Here is a 15722-nt window from a genome sequence, read left to right as displayed (position 1 = left end):
GAATATGCGCCAGCAGCTATCTATTTGATAGTAAATATCACCGCAGACCCTGGCCGCCTGCGCCTTCGGCGCGCTGGATCAACTCGATCTTGTAGCCATCGGGGTCGGTCACAAACGCGATCACCGTGGTGCCGCCCTTGACSGGMCCKGCTTCGCGCGTCACGTTGCCGCCSGMGGCCTTGATCTTTTCGCASGCSGCRTASGCRTCGGGCACGCCSAGCGCGATGTGGCCGTAGGCCGTGCCCATGTCGTAGCTTTCCACGCCCCAGTTGTAGGTCAACTCGATCTCGGCCTGGCCGGGGTTGCCGCCCTCGAAGCCCAGAAAGGCCAGCGAGTATTTGTACTCGGGGTTCTCGGACTGGCGCAGCAGTTGCATACCCAGCACCTGGGTGTAGAAATCAATCGAGCGTTGAAGGTTGCCAACGCGCAGCATCGTGTGAAGGAATTTCATCCTTTCGATTGTGCAGGCAAGTCAAAAACCAGGCAGGTGGTGGTGGCGTGGGCATACAGCGTGCCGTCCGGCCCCACCAGGCGCGCCTCGGCCGTGGCCAGCTGGCGCCCGCTGTGGATCACCCGGCCCTCGGCGCGCACGCGCTGTACCTTGGGCGTGATGGCCTTTACCAGGTTGATGCCCAGCTCGGCCGTGGTGTAGCCGCGCCCAGGTTCCATGCGCGTGTGGATGGAGCAGCCCAGGGCGGAGTCGAGCAGGGTGGCAAACCAGCCGCCATGCACCGTGCCCATGGGGTTCAGGTGCTCTGCGCGGGGTGTGCCCTGGAAGATGGCCGTACCTTCTCCCACTTCGACGATCAGGAAATCCAGCGTCTTGGCAATGGCCGCGTAGGGCAGCTCACCGCGCAGCATGGCCTGCATCTGCTGCAGGCCGTTCAGGTGGGCGATCTGCTCGCGGCGGGCCACGCCCGGGCCGGGGCCTGCATCCAGCGTGGCCAGGATGTCGCGCTCCTGTGCCAGCCAGTGTTCAAGGTGGTTGTGCTGTGTCATGGGGTGTCCTGGTTGGTGGCGTGGTTGAAATGCATGAGTTGCATATGCAATTATTGCAGATACAATCATCTCCATGCAAGCCAACCCATCCACCCTGGCCCCTGTGCTGCCGCAGGGCTGCACCAATTTCAAGCTGCGCCAGCTGATGCGCCGCGTGGCCAACCACTACGACGCCGAAATGGCGAAATGTGGACTCAAGACCACGCAGTATTCGCTGCTGTCGCATGTGCTCAAGCTGGGCCCGATTCGCCCCGGTGATCTAGCCATGGAGATGAAGATGGATGCGTCCACGCTCACCCGCAATCTGCGCCCGTTGGTGGATGCGGGCTGGGTGACGCTGCGGGCGGGCACGGACGCACGCAGCCGCCTGGTGCACATCACCGACGCAGGTCGCGACAAGCGAGCGGAAGCGCAGCGCCACTGGAAGGCCGCACAACTGGCGCTGAACGAGGCACTGGGCGTGGAACGCGTGATGGCCTTGCACGCGTTGGTGGACGACTCGCTCGATTTGCTGACTGCACTGCCAGTGCAGGAGACTGCGCATGACGAATAACGACACTCCGCAGGCGACGGCCACCAAGCCCGCCGCACCGTTGGCCCTGTGGCTGGTGCTGCTGGCGGCCGCAGGCGCCTTTGCGCTGACCATGGGCACGCGCCAGACCATGGGCCTGTTCCTGTCCGCACTCAACACCTCCACGGGCCTGGGCATCGGCAGCATCAGCCTGGCGTKTGCGTTTGGCCAACTGTGGTGGGGGCTGACCCAGCCGTTTGCCGGGGCTGTGGCCGACCGCATCGGCACGGGTCGTGTAATCCTGATCGGTGTGGCGCTGGTGGCGCTGGGCACCTTCATCACGCCGTACATGACCACCACGGTCGGGTTGATTTTTGCGATTGGCGTGTTGGCCGCAGGCGGCGCAGGCATGGCTGGGCCGTCTGTGCTGATGGCGGCCACTGCCCGGCTGGTGCCTGTTCAAAAGCGCGGGCTGGCCAGCGGCATCGTCAACGCGGGCGGCTCGTTCGGGCAGTTTTTGATGGCGCCCATCGCCATCAGCCTGACCGCCGCCGTGGGCTGGGCCAGTGCGATGCAGTGGCTGGGCGTGCTGGTGCTGCTGGCGCTGCCGGCGGTGTGGGTGCTCAAGGGCAACTCCAACGCCCTGGCGGCACAGGCTGCTGCGGTATCCGGCCAGAAGGCATTGACCGCGCGCGAGGCCGTTGCCCAGGCCCTGGCCACACCGAGCTACCGGTATCTGGCGGCAGGCTTTCTGGTGTGCGGCTTTCACGTGGCGTTCCTGGCCACGCACTTGCCCGGCGTGATCGCAGCGTGCGGGTTGGCGCCCGAAGTAGGGGGCTGGTCGCTGGCGGTGATCGGGCTGTTCAACATTGTGGGCAGCCTGGCCATGGGCTGGGCGGTAGGGCGCTGGCGCATGAAGTCGCTGCTGTCGCTGCTGTACGCCACGCGAGGTCTTGCGGTACTGATTTTCCTGTTTGCTCCCAAGACACCGGCCGTGGTGCTGGTCTTTGCCGCCGTCATGGGCATCACCTTCCTGTCCACCGTACCACCCACGGCCGGACTGGTCGCCAAGATGTTTGGCACGGCCAACATGGCAATGCTGTTCGGCATCGTGATGCTGTCGCACCAGATTGGCGGATTCCTGGGGGCCTACCTGGGCGGCAGCGTGTTCCAGGCCACCGGCAGCTATGACTGGGTCTGGTACATCGACATCGTGCTGGCCGTGGGCGCAGCGCTGGTCAACCTGCCGATCCGAGAAGCGCGCGTGGCGCGCCCCGCCGCCAAGGCGGCCTGACCAACCACCTTCTCTCCACGAAAGCCATCGACATGACGCAGACCCCCGCCAGCAACGTTTCGACAGCCCCCACGTCCCCGATTTACCTGGACGACCTGTCTGTCGGCGACCAGTTCCAAAGCGGCGAACACGCCATGGACGAAGCGCAGATCACCACCTTTGCCGCGCAGTTCGACCCGCAGCCCTTTCACCTGGACGACGCTGCTGCGCGCGAGACGCTGTTTGGCGGTCTGGCCGCCAGCGGCTGGCACACGGCGGCCGTGACCATGCGCTTGCAAGTGACCAGTGGGCTGCCGATTGCGGGCGGCATCATCGGTGCGGGGGGCGAACTGAGCTGGCCCCGGCCCACGCGCGCCACCGATGTGCTGCATGTGGTGAGCGAGGTGGTGCAGATCCAGCCCTCCAAGTCCAAGCCCGACCGGGGCATGGTCACGGTGCGCAGCGAGACCCGCAACCAGCACGGCGATGTGCTGCAGCTGTCTACCGTGCGCATCGTGGTGCCACGCCGGCCTGCAGCCGGTGGGGCAGGGGCCTGATGTGACCGAGGCCCTGAATCCGCGCACCCGCATGCTGCTGGAGGCGCCCATTGCGCCCACCTTGCTGCGGCTGGCTGCGCCCAACGTGCTGGTGATGCTGGCGCAGGCGGGCGTCGGGCTGATCGAGACCTACTTTGTCGGCCAGCTGGGCACCGATGCGCTGGCGGGCATGGCGCTGGTGTTTCCGGTGGTCATGCTGATGCAGATGACCTCGGCGGGCGCCATGGGCGGAGGCATTGCTTCGGCCATTGCACGCGCCCTGGGCGCACGGCGGCGGGACGATGCCGACGCGCTGGTGCTGCATGCACTGGCCATTGCGGCGGTGTTTTCGCTGGTCTTTACCGTGGGCGTGGTGGGAGGAGGGCGCTGGCTCTACACCCGCATGGGCGGCACGGGCGGCGCACTGAATGCGGCACTGGTCTATTCCAACTGGGTGTTTGCGGGGGCGTTTCTGGTGTGGCTGTTCAACACGCTGTCGGCCGTGATCCGGGGCACGGGCAACATGGCCGTGCCAGCCTACGTCACGGTGCTGGGCGCGGTTGTACTAGTGCCGCTTTCGCCACTGTTCATCTTTGGCTGGGGCCCCATGCCGGGCCTGGGCATTGCCGGGGGCGCCATTGCGCTGATGGCGTATTACCTGATCGGCAGCGCAGTGCTGGCCGCATACCTGTGGTCGCCGCGCAGCCTGCTGCGGCCGTCGCTGGCGCACATCCGGTTTCGTTGGGTGCTGTTCAAAGACATCCTGCGGGTGGGTCTGGTGGGCACGGTGTCTACCGTCGCCACCAATCTGGCGATTGGCGTCACGACGGCATTGGTGGGTGGTTTTGGCACAGCGGCCATCGCGGGCTACGGCACCGCATCGCGGCTGGAATACCTGCTGGTGCCGCTGGTGTTTGGCCTGGGCGCGCCGCTGGTGGCCATGGTCGGCACATGCATCGGCGCTGGCCAGCGCGAGCGCGCCTTGCGCGCCACCTGGATTGGCGCGGCCATGGCGTTTGTGATGGCCGAGGCGATTGGCCTGTGGGCGGCAGCCTCTCCCAACGGGTGGCTGTCCCTGTTCAACAGCGACCCCGCCATGCTGGAAGCGGGTGCGCTGTATCTGCGCACCGTCGGCCCCGTGTACGGCTTCTTCGGCCTGGGCCTGGTGCTGTACTTTGCCTCGCAAGGGGCAGGGCGCCTGCTCTGGCCGGTGATCGGCAACATCGTGCGCCTGGCGGTGGCCGTCACCGGCGGCTGGCTGGCGCTGCGCTGGGGCGGTGGACTTGCCGCCGTGTTTGCAGCGCAGGGGGCGGCGCTGGTGCTTTACGGCTTGGTCAACGCCTGGGCGATAGCTGGCGGCGCCTGGTTCGGTCCGGTGGGCTGGCCGCGCAGTACCACCCGGCTGTTGCAGCGCATGCCACAGGCCTGAAAGCGATGAAAACAGCTGCTAGCGCCAGTGACTCATGCGCTGGCAGCTATCAAAAAAGGAGCCTCCAGAAGTGCGTCAGACCGGCACGGTGTAGTTGAGCGTCATGCGCCCACCGTCCACAGTCACGATCTCGCCGGTCACATAGCTGGCCGCATCGCTGGCCAGCCAGGCCACCACATCGGCAATCTCGGACGGCTCGCCCAGCCGCTTCATGGGCGTGCGGCTCATGATCTTGTTCTTGGCCTCATCGCTGGTCAGCACGGCCTTGGCGGCCAGYTCGGTGGCGATGGTGCCCGGCGCCACCGCGTTCACGCGGATGTTCTTGTCGGCCAATGCCAGCGCCATCACCCGCGAGAGCTGGTTCACGCCGCCTTTGCTCACGTTGTAGCTGGAGATATTGGGAATGGTCAGCACACCGTTGACCGAGCTCATGTTCACGATCGAACCGCCTCCCGATACCACCATGGCCCGCGCCACCGCCTGGCCGACCAGGAACGAGCCCTTGAGGTTGACCCGCAGCACCGCGTCAAAGTCGGCCTCGGTTACCTCCAGAAAGTCTGCCGCGCGAAAGATGCCCGCGTTGTTCACCAGCACGTCGATGCGCCCATGGGCCGCCAGGGTCTGGGCCACCAGTGCATCCACCTGCGATTTATCGCCCACATCGCAGCGCACATACAGCGCGCCCAGCTCCTGTGCCAGCGCCTGGCCACGCGCATCGTCCACGTCGACGATCACCGGCTTGGCGCCTTCGGCCGCAAAGCGGCGGACACAGGCCTCGCCAATGCCTTGGGCGCCACCCGTGACGATGCAGACGCGGCCCTGATGACCGAAGTGGATGGACGATGTAGAAGGTGCTTGGGTGGGAAGGTTCATGGACGGTGATGGTAGCGGCTTGAGCAAGAGGCAGCGCCGACGGCGCATTGGCGCTTCGTTGGGATGACATCGTTAATGCTAGATACGATGTATATTATGTTAAATATCAAACACACACTCTGTGCGGTGTCGAACAGACACTCCACGACCCCCAACCGCACCATGCGTCGGCCTTGGGGGCACCTGCTGTGGCGGCGTTCTCCCAAGTCTTCCTTCCGAAAAGTCCGTCTGGACTGGTTCCAACGCCTCCCACCAAAACGCGAGCGCCGCTGCGTTGAAAGAACCCATGACCACTTACCTTGCGTGTTTAGGCACCCGCCCTGAGATCATCAAGATGGCACCGTTGCATCGCGAGCTAAAGCTGCGTGGCCACCGCGTGGTGGTGCTCCACACCGGGCAGCACGCCGAGGTGGCCGAGGTGCTTTACCGATTTTTTGATATGGGGCCAGACCTGCGCTTGGCACTGGAGCGGCGCACACCGAGGTTGGGCGACCTCACGGCGCTGTTGCTGGAGGGAGTGGACAGGCTGGTGGACGAAACCCAGCCTGATGTGGTGCTGGTGCAGGGCGACACGACGTCTGCGCTGGTCGGAGCGCTGAGTGGCTACTACAACGACAAGCCGGTCGCCCACATCGAGGCGGGTTTGCGCACAGGCACACGCGAGCCGTTTCCGGAGGAAAAAAACCGGGAGCTGATTGCACGGCTCGCCCACTGGCACTTCGCACCGACGGCGCGGACCCGGGACAACCTTTTGCGCGAAGGCATAGCAGACGCCTGTATCTCCGTCGTCGGCAATACGGTGATTGACGCGGCGCGCTGGACGCAGGAGCGCCTGCAGACCAATGCATCGTCCGCGCCTTCTGTCTTGTCGTCCGGTTTGTCTTCAGTGGTACCAGCCATGGTCGCAGAGTTTCTAGATCAGCAAATTAACCAGCGGCTTCTGTTGGTGACCGCCCACCGCCGAGAGAACTGGGGCGACCCCATACGCAATATCGCCACTGCCATCGGGCAGTTGCTGGCGGCCCATGGCGATCTGGTTGTGGTCTGGCCGCTTCACCCCAACCCAGCCGTCAGTCAGGCGGTGAGGCCGGTGATCGACGCATTGCCGGACGACCTGCGCCAACGGGTGTGTCTGACCGAACCCATGGACTACCCTGCCCTCATCAGCCTGCTGCAACGCTGTTACTTCACGCTGACGGACTCGGGCGGCATTCAGGAAGAAGCCTCTGCGCTGAGGCGGCCAGTGCTGATTGCGCGCGACAGCACCGAGCGGCAGGAGCTGGTGGAAGCTGGTGGTGCGGTACTGGTTGGCACAGACATCCGCCGCATGGTGACTGAGGCGGCACGCCTGCTGCGCGACGATGGGGCGTACCGCAGCATGCAGCTGGAAAGCAGCCCGTTTGGCGATGGCCACACCGCGCAGCACATTGCAGACCGGCTCTGCACGGTGGACTGACAGCGCTTGCGGCCCCACCGCCATCCAGGATGGTGCGGGGACGACGGCCGGTCAGGCGGTAGCTGTATCCAGCGCCGCGGGTGCGGTCAGCAGTTGGCTGACCTCTTTGGCAAACCGGCTGGCCATCCGCTGCGCCCTGAGTGCAGTACGGCACTCCACCAGCACCCGCACAACAGGCTCGGTGCCCGAGGCACGCAGCAGCACCCGCCCATCGTCGCCCAGCAACTTTTCGGCCCGCAGCTGGAAGTGGGGCATCCAGGTGTTGTCGGCCATCCCCGCACCACGGGTCACGGGCACATTGACCAGGCACTGAGCGTTCATGCGCAGATCGCTGCACAGCTGCGACAAGCTGCGCTGCGAGCGCTTCATGGCAGCCACCACCCGCAAGGCTGACATCACGCCGTCGCCGGTGCTGTGCCAGTCTAGCCCGATCAGGTGGCCCGAGCCCTCGCCGCCCAAGCGCCAACCCCGCTGCTTGAGCAGCTCCAGGACATGTCGGTCACCCACGGCAGACCTTGCAAAGTCCAGCCCACGGCGCAGCAGCGCTTGCTCCAGCCCCTGGTTGCTCATCACCGTGCCCACCACCCCACCCTGCAAGCCATCGTTGGTCTGGGCATCCACGGCCAGCACGTACAGCAGCTCGTCACCCGCATAGATGCGGCCCTCGCTGTCCACCATCACCAACCGGTCTCCATCGCCGTCCAGCGCCACGCCGACATCTGCCTGGTGAGCCAGCACGGCCTCGCTCAGGTGCTTGGGCGACGTGGCGCCCACGTTGTCGTTGATGTTCTGCCCATCAGGCGTGGCGCCCACCGCAACCACCTCCGCGCCCAACTGTCGGAACACCTCGGGGGCGATGCGGTGGCAGGCGCCATGGGCGGCGTCGATGACGATCTTCATACCCTGCAGGTGCAAACCTGCCGRCAATGCCTGCCTGCAAAACTGGATGTACAGATCGGAGGCCTCCGGCAGCAGGGACACGCGGCCCAACCGTGACGATGGCAAACAGACCATGGGCTGGACCATGGTGCGTTCGATCTCGGCCTCCATGCCGTCGGGCAACTTGTCACCTGTGGCCGAAAAGAACTTCACCCCGTTGTCCTCACAAGGGTTGTGCGATGCACTCACCACCACACCCGCCTGGTAGCCGCGCAAGCGCGTCAGGTAGGCCACGCCGGGTGTGGGCAACTCGCCGCACATCACCGTGTCCACACCGGCCGCAGAAAACCCCGCCTGCAAGGCCGCCTCAAACATGGGGGCCGACCCGCGCGTGTCGGTGCCCACTGCCACCACAGGTCGCGGGTTCAGTCCCGTGTGCTGACGGCTAAGCAGCTGGCCGCAGGCGTGTGCCAGCCGCATGATGGTCTGGGGGGTCATGGGCTCCATACCCACTGGGGCGCGCACGCCGTCGGTTCCGAACATCTTTTGCGTTGTCTTGGGTAGTCCTGTTGAATGAGATTCGCCAGATAACCCGCACCCCAGGCCAAGGCGAACACCGACGGTGGGGCCTTGGACCGAAACGGTCTGTGCGCTATCGAACCCGCCACGTTATGTACGGCATCGAACAGACAGCGCTGTGCCTACACGCTGACCATGGCTTTTCATGCCACGGATCACCCATTGACACCAGACTCTCTAGCTCCCAAGTGCCTTCATCTGTCACAGACCCACTCTGGCCTGAAGCGCTGGATAGGCAACGCTCTGGCGTGCTTCGTTCTTGCAGCACCACTTTGTACGTCGGCTGCTGTGCTCGATCTGGAGGGGTATGCCGATACCTCGGGCGCCATCTCGGTGCAGCACCAGGGCGACACGGTAGATCCCTACTTTGCCTTGCAGGCACTGTTGCTGGCTCACAGCCATGGGCTGGATATTTCCACGCCTGCCAAGGCCTGGGGCGCCTGGCTGGTACAGCGGCAAAAGCCCGACGCGACCTTTGACCGTTTTTGCCGCAACGGCCCTGTGTGGGCCCCATGTCAAACCGCCGATGCCGACGACTCTGTACTCGGCCTGTGGCTGGCGTTCATGGACAGCATGCCTGCCTCACAACGCAGCCAGGCCAGTTGGGTGCGCAGCCGCATGGCTACCAGTGCGGCGCTGGCCAAGTTGGTAGACCCCAACCGGGGAATTTACCTGGTCTCACCGGTGTACCAACATGGGTTGCTCATGGACAACCTGGAGCTGTGGGCCTACCCGCTCACCCACAAGGCGGCACAAAACGCGCGCCACCCCAACTTCACCAAAACTCTGGCGGTCGTGTTCTGGGACGATCAGCGCAAGCGCTACCTGGTTTCCACCCAGCCCGGACAGCGTGAGACCGCACATGCCTTCTACCCCGACGCCGTGGCGCAGATCTTTCCGCTGTTGGTGCGTTTTCCGCTGATCCCTGGTGGGGCGCCCGCGCATTACCGCCGCTGGATGGCTGAGCACCGCAACGAATGGCTGGCCCAGGTGAAGGACGACTTTGCCTGGGGTCTGGTGGCTGTGGTGGCACTGCAGCAAGGCGACATCCCCTCTGCCCGCTGTTGGCTTCGTACCGCCCTGCCCCATCGGCACGGCGCCCACTGGACGGTGACGGACGAAGTCGCCGCGCAAATCTTGCAGTCCAAGGCCATCACTGCCGCCGTGGACACAACTAACTGCACCAGTCCTCGTCACACCCCCGCACGGTCACCATGAACACCCACTACATCCACCGCCCTGTCCCGTCCCTTGTTCTGGCACTGGGGTTGCTGGCCCATGCCTTACCTGCAGCCCATGCGCAAGACGTTGCAGACCTGCCGGCCCCGGTCCGGCGCATTGAGGCCTACACCAGCCGCCACACCCTCACCAACGGGTATGGCAACTGGCATGAAGCTGGCGTGCGCGGCCAATGGGGTGTGAACAGCCAGTTGCTCGGCATGGAAATCGCCACCATGCGGCGGTTTGGAGAGTCGGGCCGGTTCATCGGGCTGTCGGACACTATGACCTGGAACGAAGACTGGTTCTCCATGCTATCGGTGGGCGCAGGCGATGGTGCTGCTTACCTGCCGCGCTACCGTGTGGACGGGTTCATCAACCGCAAGTTGCTGCCCACACGCCAATGGGTGGCCACCCTGGGGGCAGGTTACTACCGAGCGCCAGACGGCCACATCGACCGCAACATCAGCCTCGGGTCCACTTACTATTTCGATCTGCCGTGGGTGGTACAGGCAGAAATACGCTTCAACAACAGCTCCCCCGGTGGCGTGCGTACCCATCAGCAGTTTGTGGCGGCCACCTGGGGGCGCGTGCACCACACGCAGATCATTGCCCGCCACGGCTGGGGGGCCGAGGGCTACCAGGCCATTGGCAATGGGGTATCTCTGGTCAACTTTGACAGTCGCCAGTCACAGCTCACACTGCGGCAGTGGCTGGGCCCACAGTGGGGCATTACTGCGGGCTTAGAGCGCTACCGCAACCCCTACTATTCCCGCAACGGCGCCAAGCTGTCGCTGTTTTGGGAACTGCCCTAGGTTGTCCGAGCCTGCAGCGCCTAAGCGACAGCGCCTGACATGACCCGTTCATAGGTCTCCAGATCCTGGTCAAAGCACCCACAGCTTTGCGCCAGCAATGCCTCCCGGTCCAGCACAAGGATATGCCCGCGCGTGTACTGAATTACACCGCTCTCTTGCAGCTTGCCGGCCGCCAGCGTCACACCGGCCCGGCGTACCCCCAGCAGGTGCGCCAGCGTCTCGTGGGTCATCTGAATGTCGGGGGTGCGCAGCCGCGTTTCGCTCATCAGCAGAAACCGCGCCAGACGCTGCTCCAGCGAATGAAAGTGCCCGCAGGCTACCATCGTGCCCATTTGCGATAGCTCGACATACAGATAGCGGGTGGTCAGCAGGCTCAGAGTCCGGCTGGCCAAACAATGGCTGCGCCAGGCATCCAGCTGGATTCGCCATGCCTGGCCTGCCCCCGAAACCACCGCATCAAAGGCCGAGGCCGTCACCCCCAGCCCTGCGCTGGCACCCAACATGCCCTCAAAGCCGATCTGCCCGGCCTCAAAGTGCCGCGCGCCCTCCAGGTTGGAGAGCAACGAGATCATGCTGTTGGTGGGAAAGTACACATGGCTGAGTCGTTCACCCGCTCGCCCCAATACTTGCTGGCTTTCCAGTTCGACCCACTCGGCAACGGACAACAGGCGCGACCGCTCTGTAGGCCGCAAAAGGGCCAGCAGTCGGTTCGCGAGGGATTGGTCGATGTGCGGCTTCTTGACAGCAGGACGGGATCGTTTTGAATTCTCGGAGGAGACGCCATCTCTGTCTGTCTGCTGGCGTACATAGAGCTTACGCAAGCCAGCCCTCATGCCGCCGTGCTCCCGCCCAACACGGCTTTGGTGCGCAGATAGAAACCCAATTCGTTGATGGTGACCAGGCTGCGGTTGGCCGCAAAGGTTTTTTCCATGGCCGCCAGTTGTGTACGCGCCTGGCTGCCCTGCCCTCGAAGCGCGGCAACGTACCCGAGGATGGCCCACGGGAAAGGGTCATAGCGCCCGGTTTCCCAGCCTGGTGAGCGCGTGTTGAGACAGTTCCACCCTGCTGCAAACAGCCCGGTCAGCTCGCGCAATCCAAAGGCCTGCGGGTACACCTGACAAGTGGTGCCAGGGTAAAACTCTGCGCTGGGTGCCAGCGCGGCGTCGCTGGCCAAAAATGACTGCTCTGGGGCCTTGTAGAGCTGGCGCGCAATGCCTTCTGCGGTATTGGTCGCCAGCAGGTCATAGTAGTTGGCTTCAGACAGTTCGCTGCGCGACCGCAGCACCGCCGCAAAGTCGCGCAGACCTCGGTAACCTTCGCAGTTGTCCATGAGGTAGCCGCTGGCGTTGGTCTGGCTGCGCGGCGCCTGAAACACTGCAGTCAGCCCCGAAGACTTGGCAGTCAATGCCAGGTTGCGGTAAGCGATATTTTTGAGGGCCGCTTTGCGCGCCTCCCACCAGGCCCAATTGCCAGTGGCCGCCACATAGCGCGACGCCAGGGACAGAAAGGTGGATGCATAGGCGTCGTCCGAGTCAGCCAGCACCTTCTTGACCACCGAGGTATTGGCCCGGCCATAGGGGAACTCAATATCCGAAATGGTGCTGGTGGCAGGATCGGTGCTGGCCAGGTACAGATTCAGATACGGGAGGACGTATGTTTCCAGATCCGGCGCACTGAGCATGGGCACCAAGGGCAACAATCCCAGGTTGGCGAAGTACCAGTTCAGGCGTCCATTGGGCGCCAGCTCGTAGCCACCGGCATAGGGACCCGACAGGATGCGCAACGCCTTGATCTCCGCTACAGCATCGATGGGCGCGCGAGCTTCTGACGCCCAGCTGGCCGAACACAAAAGCAACCCAGCCCCCAAGGCTGGCACCTTTTCTAGCAATGAACGACGCCGCATGTGCACGATCTCCGAACGCAAGCCCGGACACCGCTTTCAACATCTGGAGAGCAACAGCGCAAAAAGAAGCGCACTGCCAGGAAGGCCGACACCCCCGGGTGAAGGGTGGCGTACTTATTTTGCAGAAGATGCCTTCGATTTCTTCACTGCGTACGCAGGCGTACAGACAGGTGAACCTGGCAGCGCCGCAGACGGTACGGCTGAACAGACCCGACAGGGGAATGAGCGCCCTAATGTGTAGCGGACAAGGGGGCCGTGCTGGCCGCCCATGCATACAGAGCCACAAACACCATCATGTCGAAAAGCGCCCCGAAACACAGGTACAGCACGGGCATGAATACCACCGACAAGTGCTGCAGAACCAGCAGGTGCACCATGGCTTGCTGYGGCACCATGACCCCAAAGAACAACAGGATAAGCAAGGTATGCACGACCTTGGCCTGCCAGCTGATTTGCAGCGGGTAGTAGCCGAGCGCCATCAGCACCGGTATGGCCAGAATGAGCAAATAGCCAGCATCCAGCAGGTCCATGACATGGTTCAGCACCAAGTGCGGGAACGGCATCGGCGCAAACCAGAAGTACAGCAGCGCCAGCGCCTGCACCACGCACAGCACCCGCACCAGATACTGCGCGGGAAGCCATCGCCCTCGCAGGCGCAGTGCCAGCCCCCAGGCCACCACAGTCAGCACGGCAGCCAGGGCAGCACCAGTGGTGATGGACAGCCCCAGGTCACCCGCGCCTGGCAACCAGCTCATCCCCAACAGGTCCTGGCGTGATGACACTGCCGCTGGCTGCAGCGGCATATGCAGCCACCGCGCCCAGGTGAGCAGGTAGCTGCGCCAAAAACCGTACAGAGGCTCCCGCAAAGCGTAGATCAAAGACAACCACACCACCGGCAGCCCCACCATTTGCAAAAGCAGCCATGGGTTGAGCCGGATGCGGCTGAGAGCGCGGTGGGGCAACTGGTGCCTGTGGGTTTGTTGGGCCTGCGCCAACAGGCCGCGCGCAGCATTGAAAGCCAGCTCGCGGTCTTGGCGGCTGTGGGGAGTAACGGTGGGATGTGGCAAGGGGAAGCCCTCTGTGGCGGTTCAGCGGATGGAATAATGCGAGGGCGCAGGCCACCGACCAGCCATGCAATGCGGGTGCGCCGCGTTCACGCCGACCACACAATGCCCAGTTGGCGGGCCCACACGGTGCCATGCGCCCGGGCGCCCGCCTCCGCCATGATGGTTTCTGCGCTGACGGTGGTGAGGGCCTGCGGCGAGCCCACCTGTACCCCAGCGCCGAGCAGGATGCCCGATTCGGACACCACGGGTCCGGCCACCTGGGCATGGTCCAGGAGCTGGATCTGCTTTTCACTACATAGCGAGCCCTGCACCCGCGCGTGGTCGCCCATGACGATGCCTCCACGGGCTTTCACGTCGCCTTCAATCACGGTGCCAGCCCCAATGAGCAAACGCCCCGTGACCACCAGCGAGCCGTGATACCGGTGCATGCGTGGCAGCTTACAGTCGCCGCGCACGAGCGTCACATGCTCGCTCTGGCGAAGAGCACCCTCCAACCGATCAAAGCTGGCCTCGATCAAAGGTGCATGCTCGCGTTCAGGTTGCAGGGCCGCATCACCACCAAAGCGGATGTGTGGCGCCTGGATCCGCTCAAAACAGCAATCGGCCTCCAGCTCCACGGCGGTCGATGAAGACAGGCGCCGCAGCCCCGAACAGCCCCGGGCCAGATGCATGGACGCGTCGGCATGTGCCCACTGCCCCACATCGCTACCCGCACCCAGCCGCATACGACCCTGCGCCAACAGGCCCACAAAGCGGCTGCGGGCCGGTGCTTCGAAGTCACCATGCACGAACAGCGGTGCAGCACATTGGATCGCTGTCTGCGGCTTGACCGAGCCCAGGCACACCAGGGGTCGCAGCATGCCGGCCCAGTTCACGCCCTCCAGTGACACCGGCGCAAAATCAAACTCGTTGGCATAAGGACCCGGCACTTGCGCCTGGTGGGCCTGCACCAGCGCGCGGAACCGGTCAGCGAAATGGTCGATGTCGGTGGTGTAGTGCGGCAACACCTGCAATGCCTCGGTATCGGTGGGGTGCCGCCACTCGCGCCAGGTGGGACCAAAGGCAATCAACATCAATCCCGAGCTGATCAATACGAAGGCCAGGTAGAACAAGGCGGTGTTCATTGTTCGACGCTCGGTTGCCGGTAGCGCACGGTCTTGTCCCACACCATGTCGCGGCGCAGYAGCTTGTCCATCAACTGCCCCCACACCGATGACGATATGGCAAACAGGCTGATCACGAAGCCCAGCAAGCTGAGCGGCAGCAGCCGTAACCGCCTGCGTTTGCCGTCCAGCAGCACCGCTACGGCGATCTCAAAGAACGCGGCAAAGTTGCCCAGCGTGCCATAGGCCATGAGCGCAAACAAGGAGATCAGCCCCGTCAGCATGTCCCCGGCATTGAAAAAATACAGGCCCAGCGCCAGCAGCCAACCCACCAGCAGCAACGGCGGCAGCACAAATACCCACAAAAGCAGCAGCCCGTCCAGGCGTTCTCGCCAGCTCAGGTAAGGACTGAATGCAAAGCGCAAGCCATAGCGCACCATCACCTGGTTGTGCCCCTTGGCCCAGCGCTTGATCTGTTTGATGCGCACCTGCCAGTCCTGAGGCACCTCTTCATAGCACTCGGACCTATTGGTGTAGACAGTCTTCCAGCCGTTGAGCAACAGCCGATAGGTAATGTCCGTGTCTTCGGCCAGCGTATCGTCGTGCCAGCCGCCCACCGCAGCCACAGCCGAGCAGCGCACGCCACCCACGGTGCCTCCGTACTGGGGCACCAGGCGAAGGTTCATACGGGCCTGCTGGTCCACCTGGTAGCCGCCGCTTCGCTCCAGATCCAGCATGCGTGTGAGCAGGTTCACCCCCGTATTGACCGGCACCACACGGCCCATCACTGCCCCCATCTCTGGGTCGAAAAATGGCGCCACTAGCTGCTTGAGCAGCCCACGGCCGGGCACATAGTCGGCATCGAAGATGATCACAATGTCGCCCTGCGCGTGCTGCAGGGCATCCTTGAGCGCTGCCGCCTTGCCTGGCTTGCCCTTGGTACGGTGAAACGGCACGATTCGCCCAGGGTAACGGCCTACCCAGTCATCGATGATGGCGCGCGTGCCATCGGTAGACCGGTCGTTGACCGGCACCACCTTCAGCCGGTCGAGCGGGTAATTGGTGTCCAGCAGGGCCTGCA

General features: G+C 64.0%; 16 protein-coding genes. 7 read left to right on the top strand and 9 right to left on the bottom strand.

The window, feature by feature from the left end; genetic code table 11:
- Window positions 1–37: 37 nt before the first annotated feature.
- A complete protein-coding gene (gloA, locus tag AC04MI_RS12140) occupies window positions 38–451 on the bottom strand; it encodes a lactoylglutathione lyase (RefSeq protein WP_476497872.1) in 414 nt (137 codons plus the stop codon).
- A complete protein-coding gene (locus tag AC04MI_RS12135; protein WP_099730268.1) occupies window positions 448–999 on the bottom strand; it encodes a PaaI family thioesterase in 552 nt (183 codons plus the stop codon). The genes gloA and AC04MI_RS12135 overlap by 4 nt, the downstream gene beginning before the upstream one ends.
- A gap of 73 nt (window positions 1000–1072) precedes the next feature.
- On the opposite strand from AC04MI_RS12135, the gene AC04MI_RS12130 reads away from it, so the two are divergent.
- The 4 genes from AC04MI_RS12130 to AC04MI_RS12115 are packed head-to-tail and all read left to right on the top strand — an operon-like array spanning window position 1073 to window position 4748.
- Window positions 1073–1552: a MarR family winged helix-turn-helix transcriptional regulator gene (locus AC04MI_RS12130; RefSeq protein ID WP_436077291.1), complete on the top strand. Its 480-nt coding sequence runs from the start codon at window positions 1073–1075 to the stop codon at window positions 1550–1552.
- Window positions 1542–2804 carry an MFS transporter gene (locus tag AC04MI_RS12125; RefSeq protein WP_476497871.1) on the top strand — a complete coding sequence of 421 codons (1263 nt, stop codon included), beginning with the start codon at window positions 1542–1544 and terminating at the stop codon, window positions 2802–2804. The genes AC04MI_RS12130 and AC04MI_RS12125 overlap by 11 nt, the downstream gene beginning before the upstream one ends.
- Before the next feature lie 32 nt (window positions 2805–2836).
- On the top strand, window positions 2837–3340 hold the full coding sequence (locus tag AC04MI_RS12120; protein WP_146870899.1) for a MaoC family dehydratase: 504 nt from the start codon (window positions 2837–2839) through the stop codon (window positions 3338–3340).
- Window positions 3341–3371: 31 nt separating this feature from the next.
- Window positions 3372–4748 (top strand): MATE family efflux transporter, encoded by a 1377-nt coding sequence (locus AC04MI_RS12115; RefSeq protein WP_146871109.1) that lies wholly within the window; start codon window positions 3372–3374, stop codon window positions 4746–4748.
- A gap of 75 nt (window positions 4749–4823) precedes the next feature.
- On the opposite strand, the gene AC04MI_RS12110 is transcribed toward AC04MI_RS12115, so the two are convergent.
- A complete protein-coding gene (locus tag AC04MI_RS12110) occupies window positions 4824–5621 on the bottom strand; it encodes an SDR family NAD(P)-dependent oxidoreductase (protein WP_146870900.1) in 798 nt (265 codons plus the stop codon).
- Window positions 5622–5907: 286 nt separating this feature from the next.
- Between AC04MI_RS12110 and wecB the strand changes: the two genes are divergently transcribed.
- Window positions 5908–7077, top strand: a complete 1170-nt coding sequence (wecB, locus tag AC04MI_RS12105) for a non-hydrolyzing UDP-N-acetylglucosamine 2-epimerase (protein WP_146870912.1) — start codon at window positions 5908–5910, stop codon at window positions 7075–7077.
- 51 nt (window positions 7078–7128) lie between these two features.
- On the opposite strand, the gene glmM is transcribed toward wecB, so the two are convergent.
- Window positions 7129–8499 carry a phosphoglucosamine mutase gene (gene glmM, locus AC04MI_RS12100; protein ID WP_476497870.1) on the bottom strand — a complete coding sequence of 457 codons (1371 nt, stop codon included), beginning with the start codon at window positions 8497–8499 and terminating at the stop codon, window positions 7129–7131.
- 324 nt (window positions 8500–8823) lie between these two features.
- On the opposite strand from glmM, the gene AC04MI_RS12095 reads away from it, so the two are divergent.
- Both AC04MI_RS12095 and AC04MI_RS12090 read left to right on the top strand, forming a co-directional pair.
- Window positions 8824–9753 carry a hypothetical protein gene (locus tag AC04MI_RS12095; protein WP_436077316.1) on the top strand — a complete coding sequence of 310 codons (930 nt, stop codon included), beginning with the start codon at window positions 8824–8826 and terminating at the stop codon, window positions 9751–9753.
- On the top strand, window positions 9750–10568 hold the full coding sequence (locus AC04MI_RS12090) for a YaiO family outer membrane beta-barrel protein (protein ID WP_436077317.1): 819 nt from the start codon (window positions 9750–9752) through the stop codon (window positions 10566–10568). Before AC04MI_RS12095 ends, AC04MI_RS12090 begins: the two co-directional genes overlap by 4 nt.
- Window positions 10569–10588: 20 nt before the next feature.
- Here AC04MI_RS12090 and AC04MI_RS12085 read toward each other — a convergent pair whose 3' ends face one another.
- The 5 genes from AC04MI_RS12085 to AC04MI_RS12065 form a co-directional block, all read right to left on the bottom strand.
- The gene (locus AC04MI_RS12085; protein WP_436077318.1) at window positions 10589–11389 is read right to left on the bottom strand and encodes a Crp/Fnr family transcriptional regulator; all 801 of its coding nucleotides are present in this window, start codon (window positions 11387–11389) and stop codon (window positions 10589–10591) included.
- Between the two features lie 8 nt (window positions 11390–11397).
- A complete protein-coding gene (locus AC04MI_RS12080) occupies window positions 11398–12471 on the bottom strand; it encodes a hypothetical protein (RefSeq protein WP_436077319.1) in 1074 nt (357 codons plus the stop codon).
- A 230-nt stretch (window positions 12472–12701) separates the two neighbouring features.
- The gene (locus AC04MI_RS12075; RefSeq protein ID WP_436077320.1) at window positions 12702–13538 is read right to left on the bottom strand and encodes a hypothetical protein; all 837 of its coding nucleotides are present in this window, start codon (window positions 13536–13538) and stop codon (window positions 12702–12704) included.
- Between the two features lie 86 nt (window positions 13539–13624).
- Window positions 13625–14662, bottom strand: a complete 1038-nt coding sequence (locus AC04MI_RS12070; RefSeq protein ID WP_476497869.1) for a bactofilin family protein — start codon at window positions 14660–14662, stop codon at window positions 13625–13627.
- On the bottom strand, window positions 14659–15722 hold a 1064-nt coding region (locus tag AC04MI_RS12065), incomplete at its 5' end, for a glycosyltransferase family 2 protein (protein ID WP_476497868.1). The genes AC04MI_RS12070 and AC04MI_RS12065, both read right to left, overlap by 4 nt.

The organism is Acidovorax sp. LjRoot204 (assembly GCF_056175785.1).
Note: the sequence above shows the minus strand (reverse complement) of the source record. Positions and strands in the feature narration are given on the sequence as shown.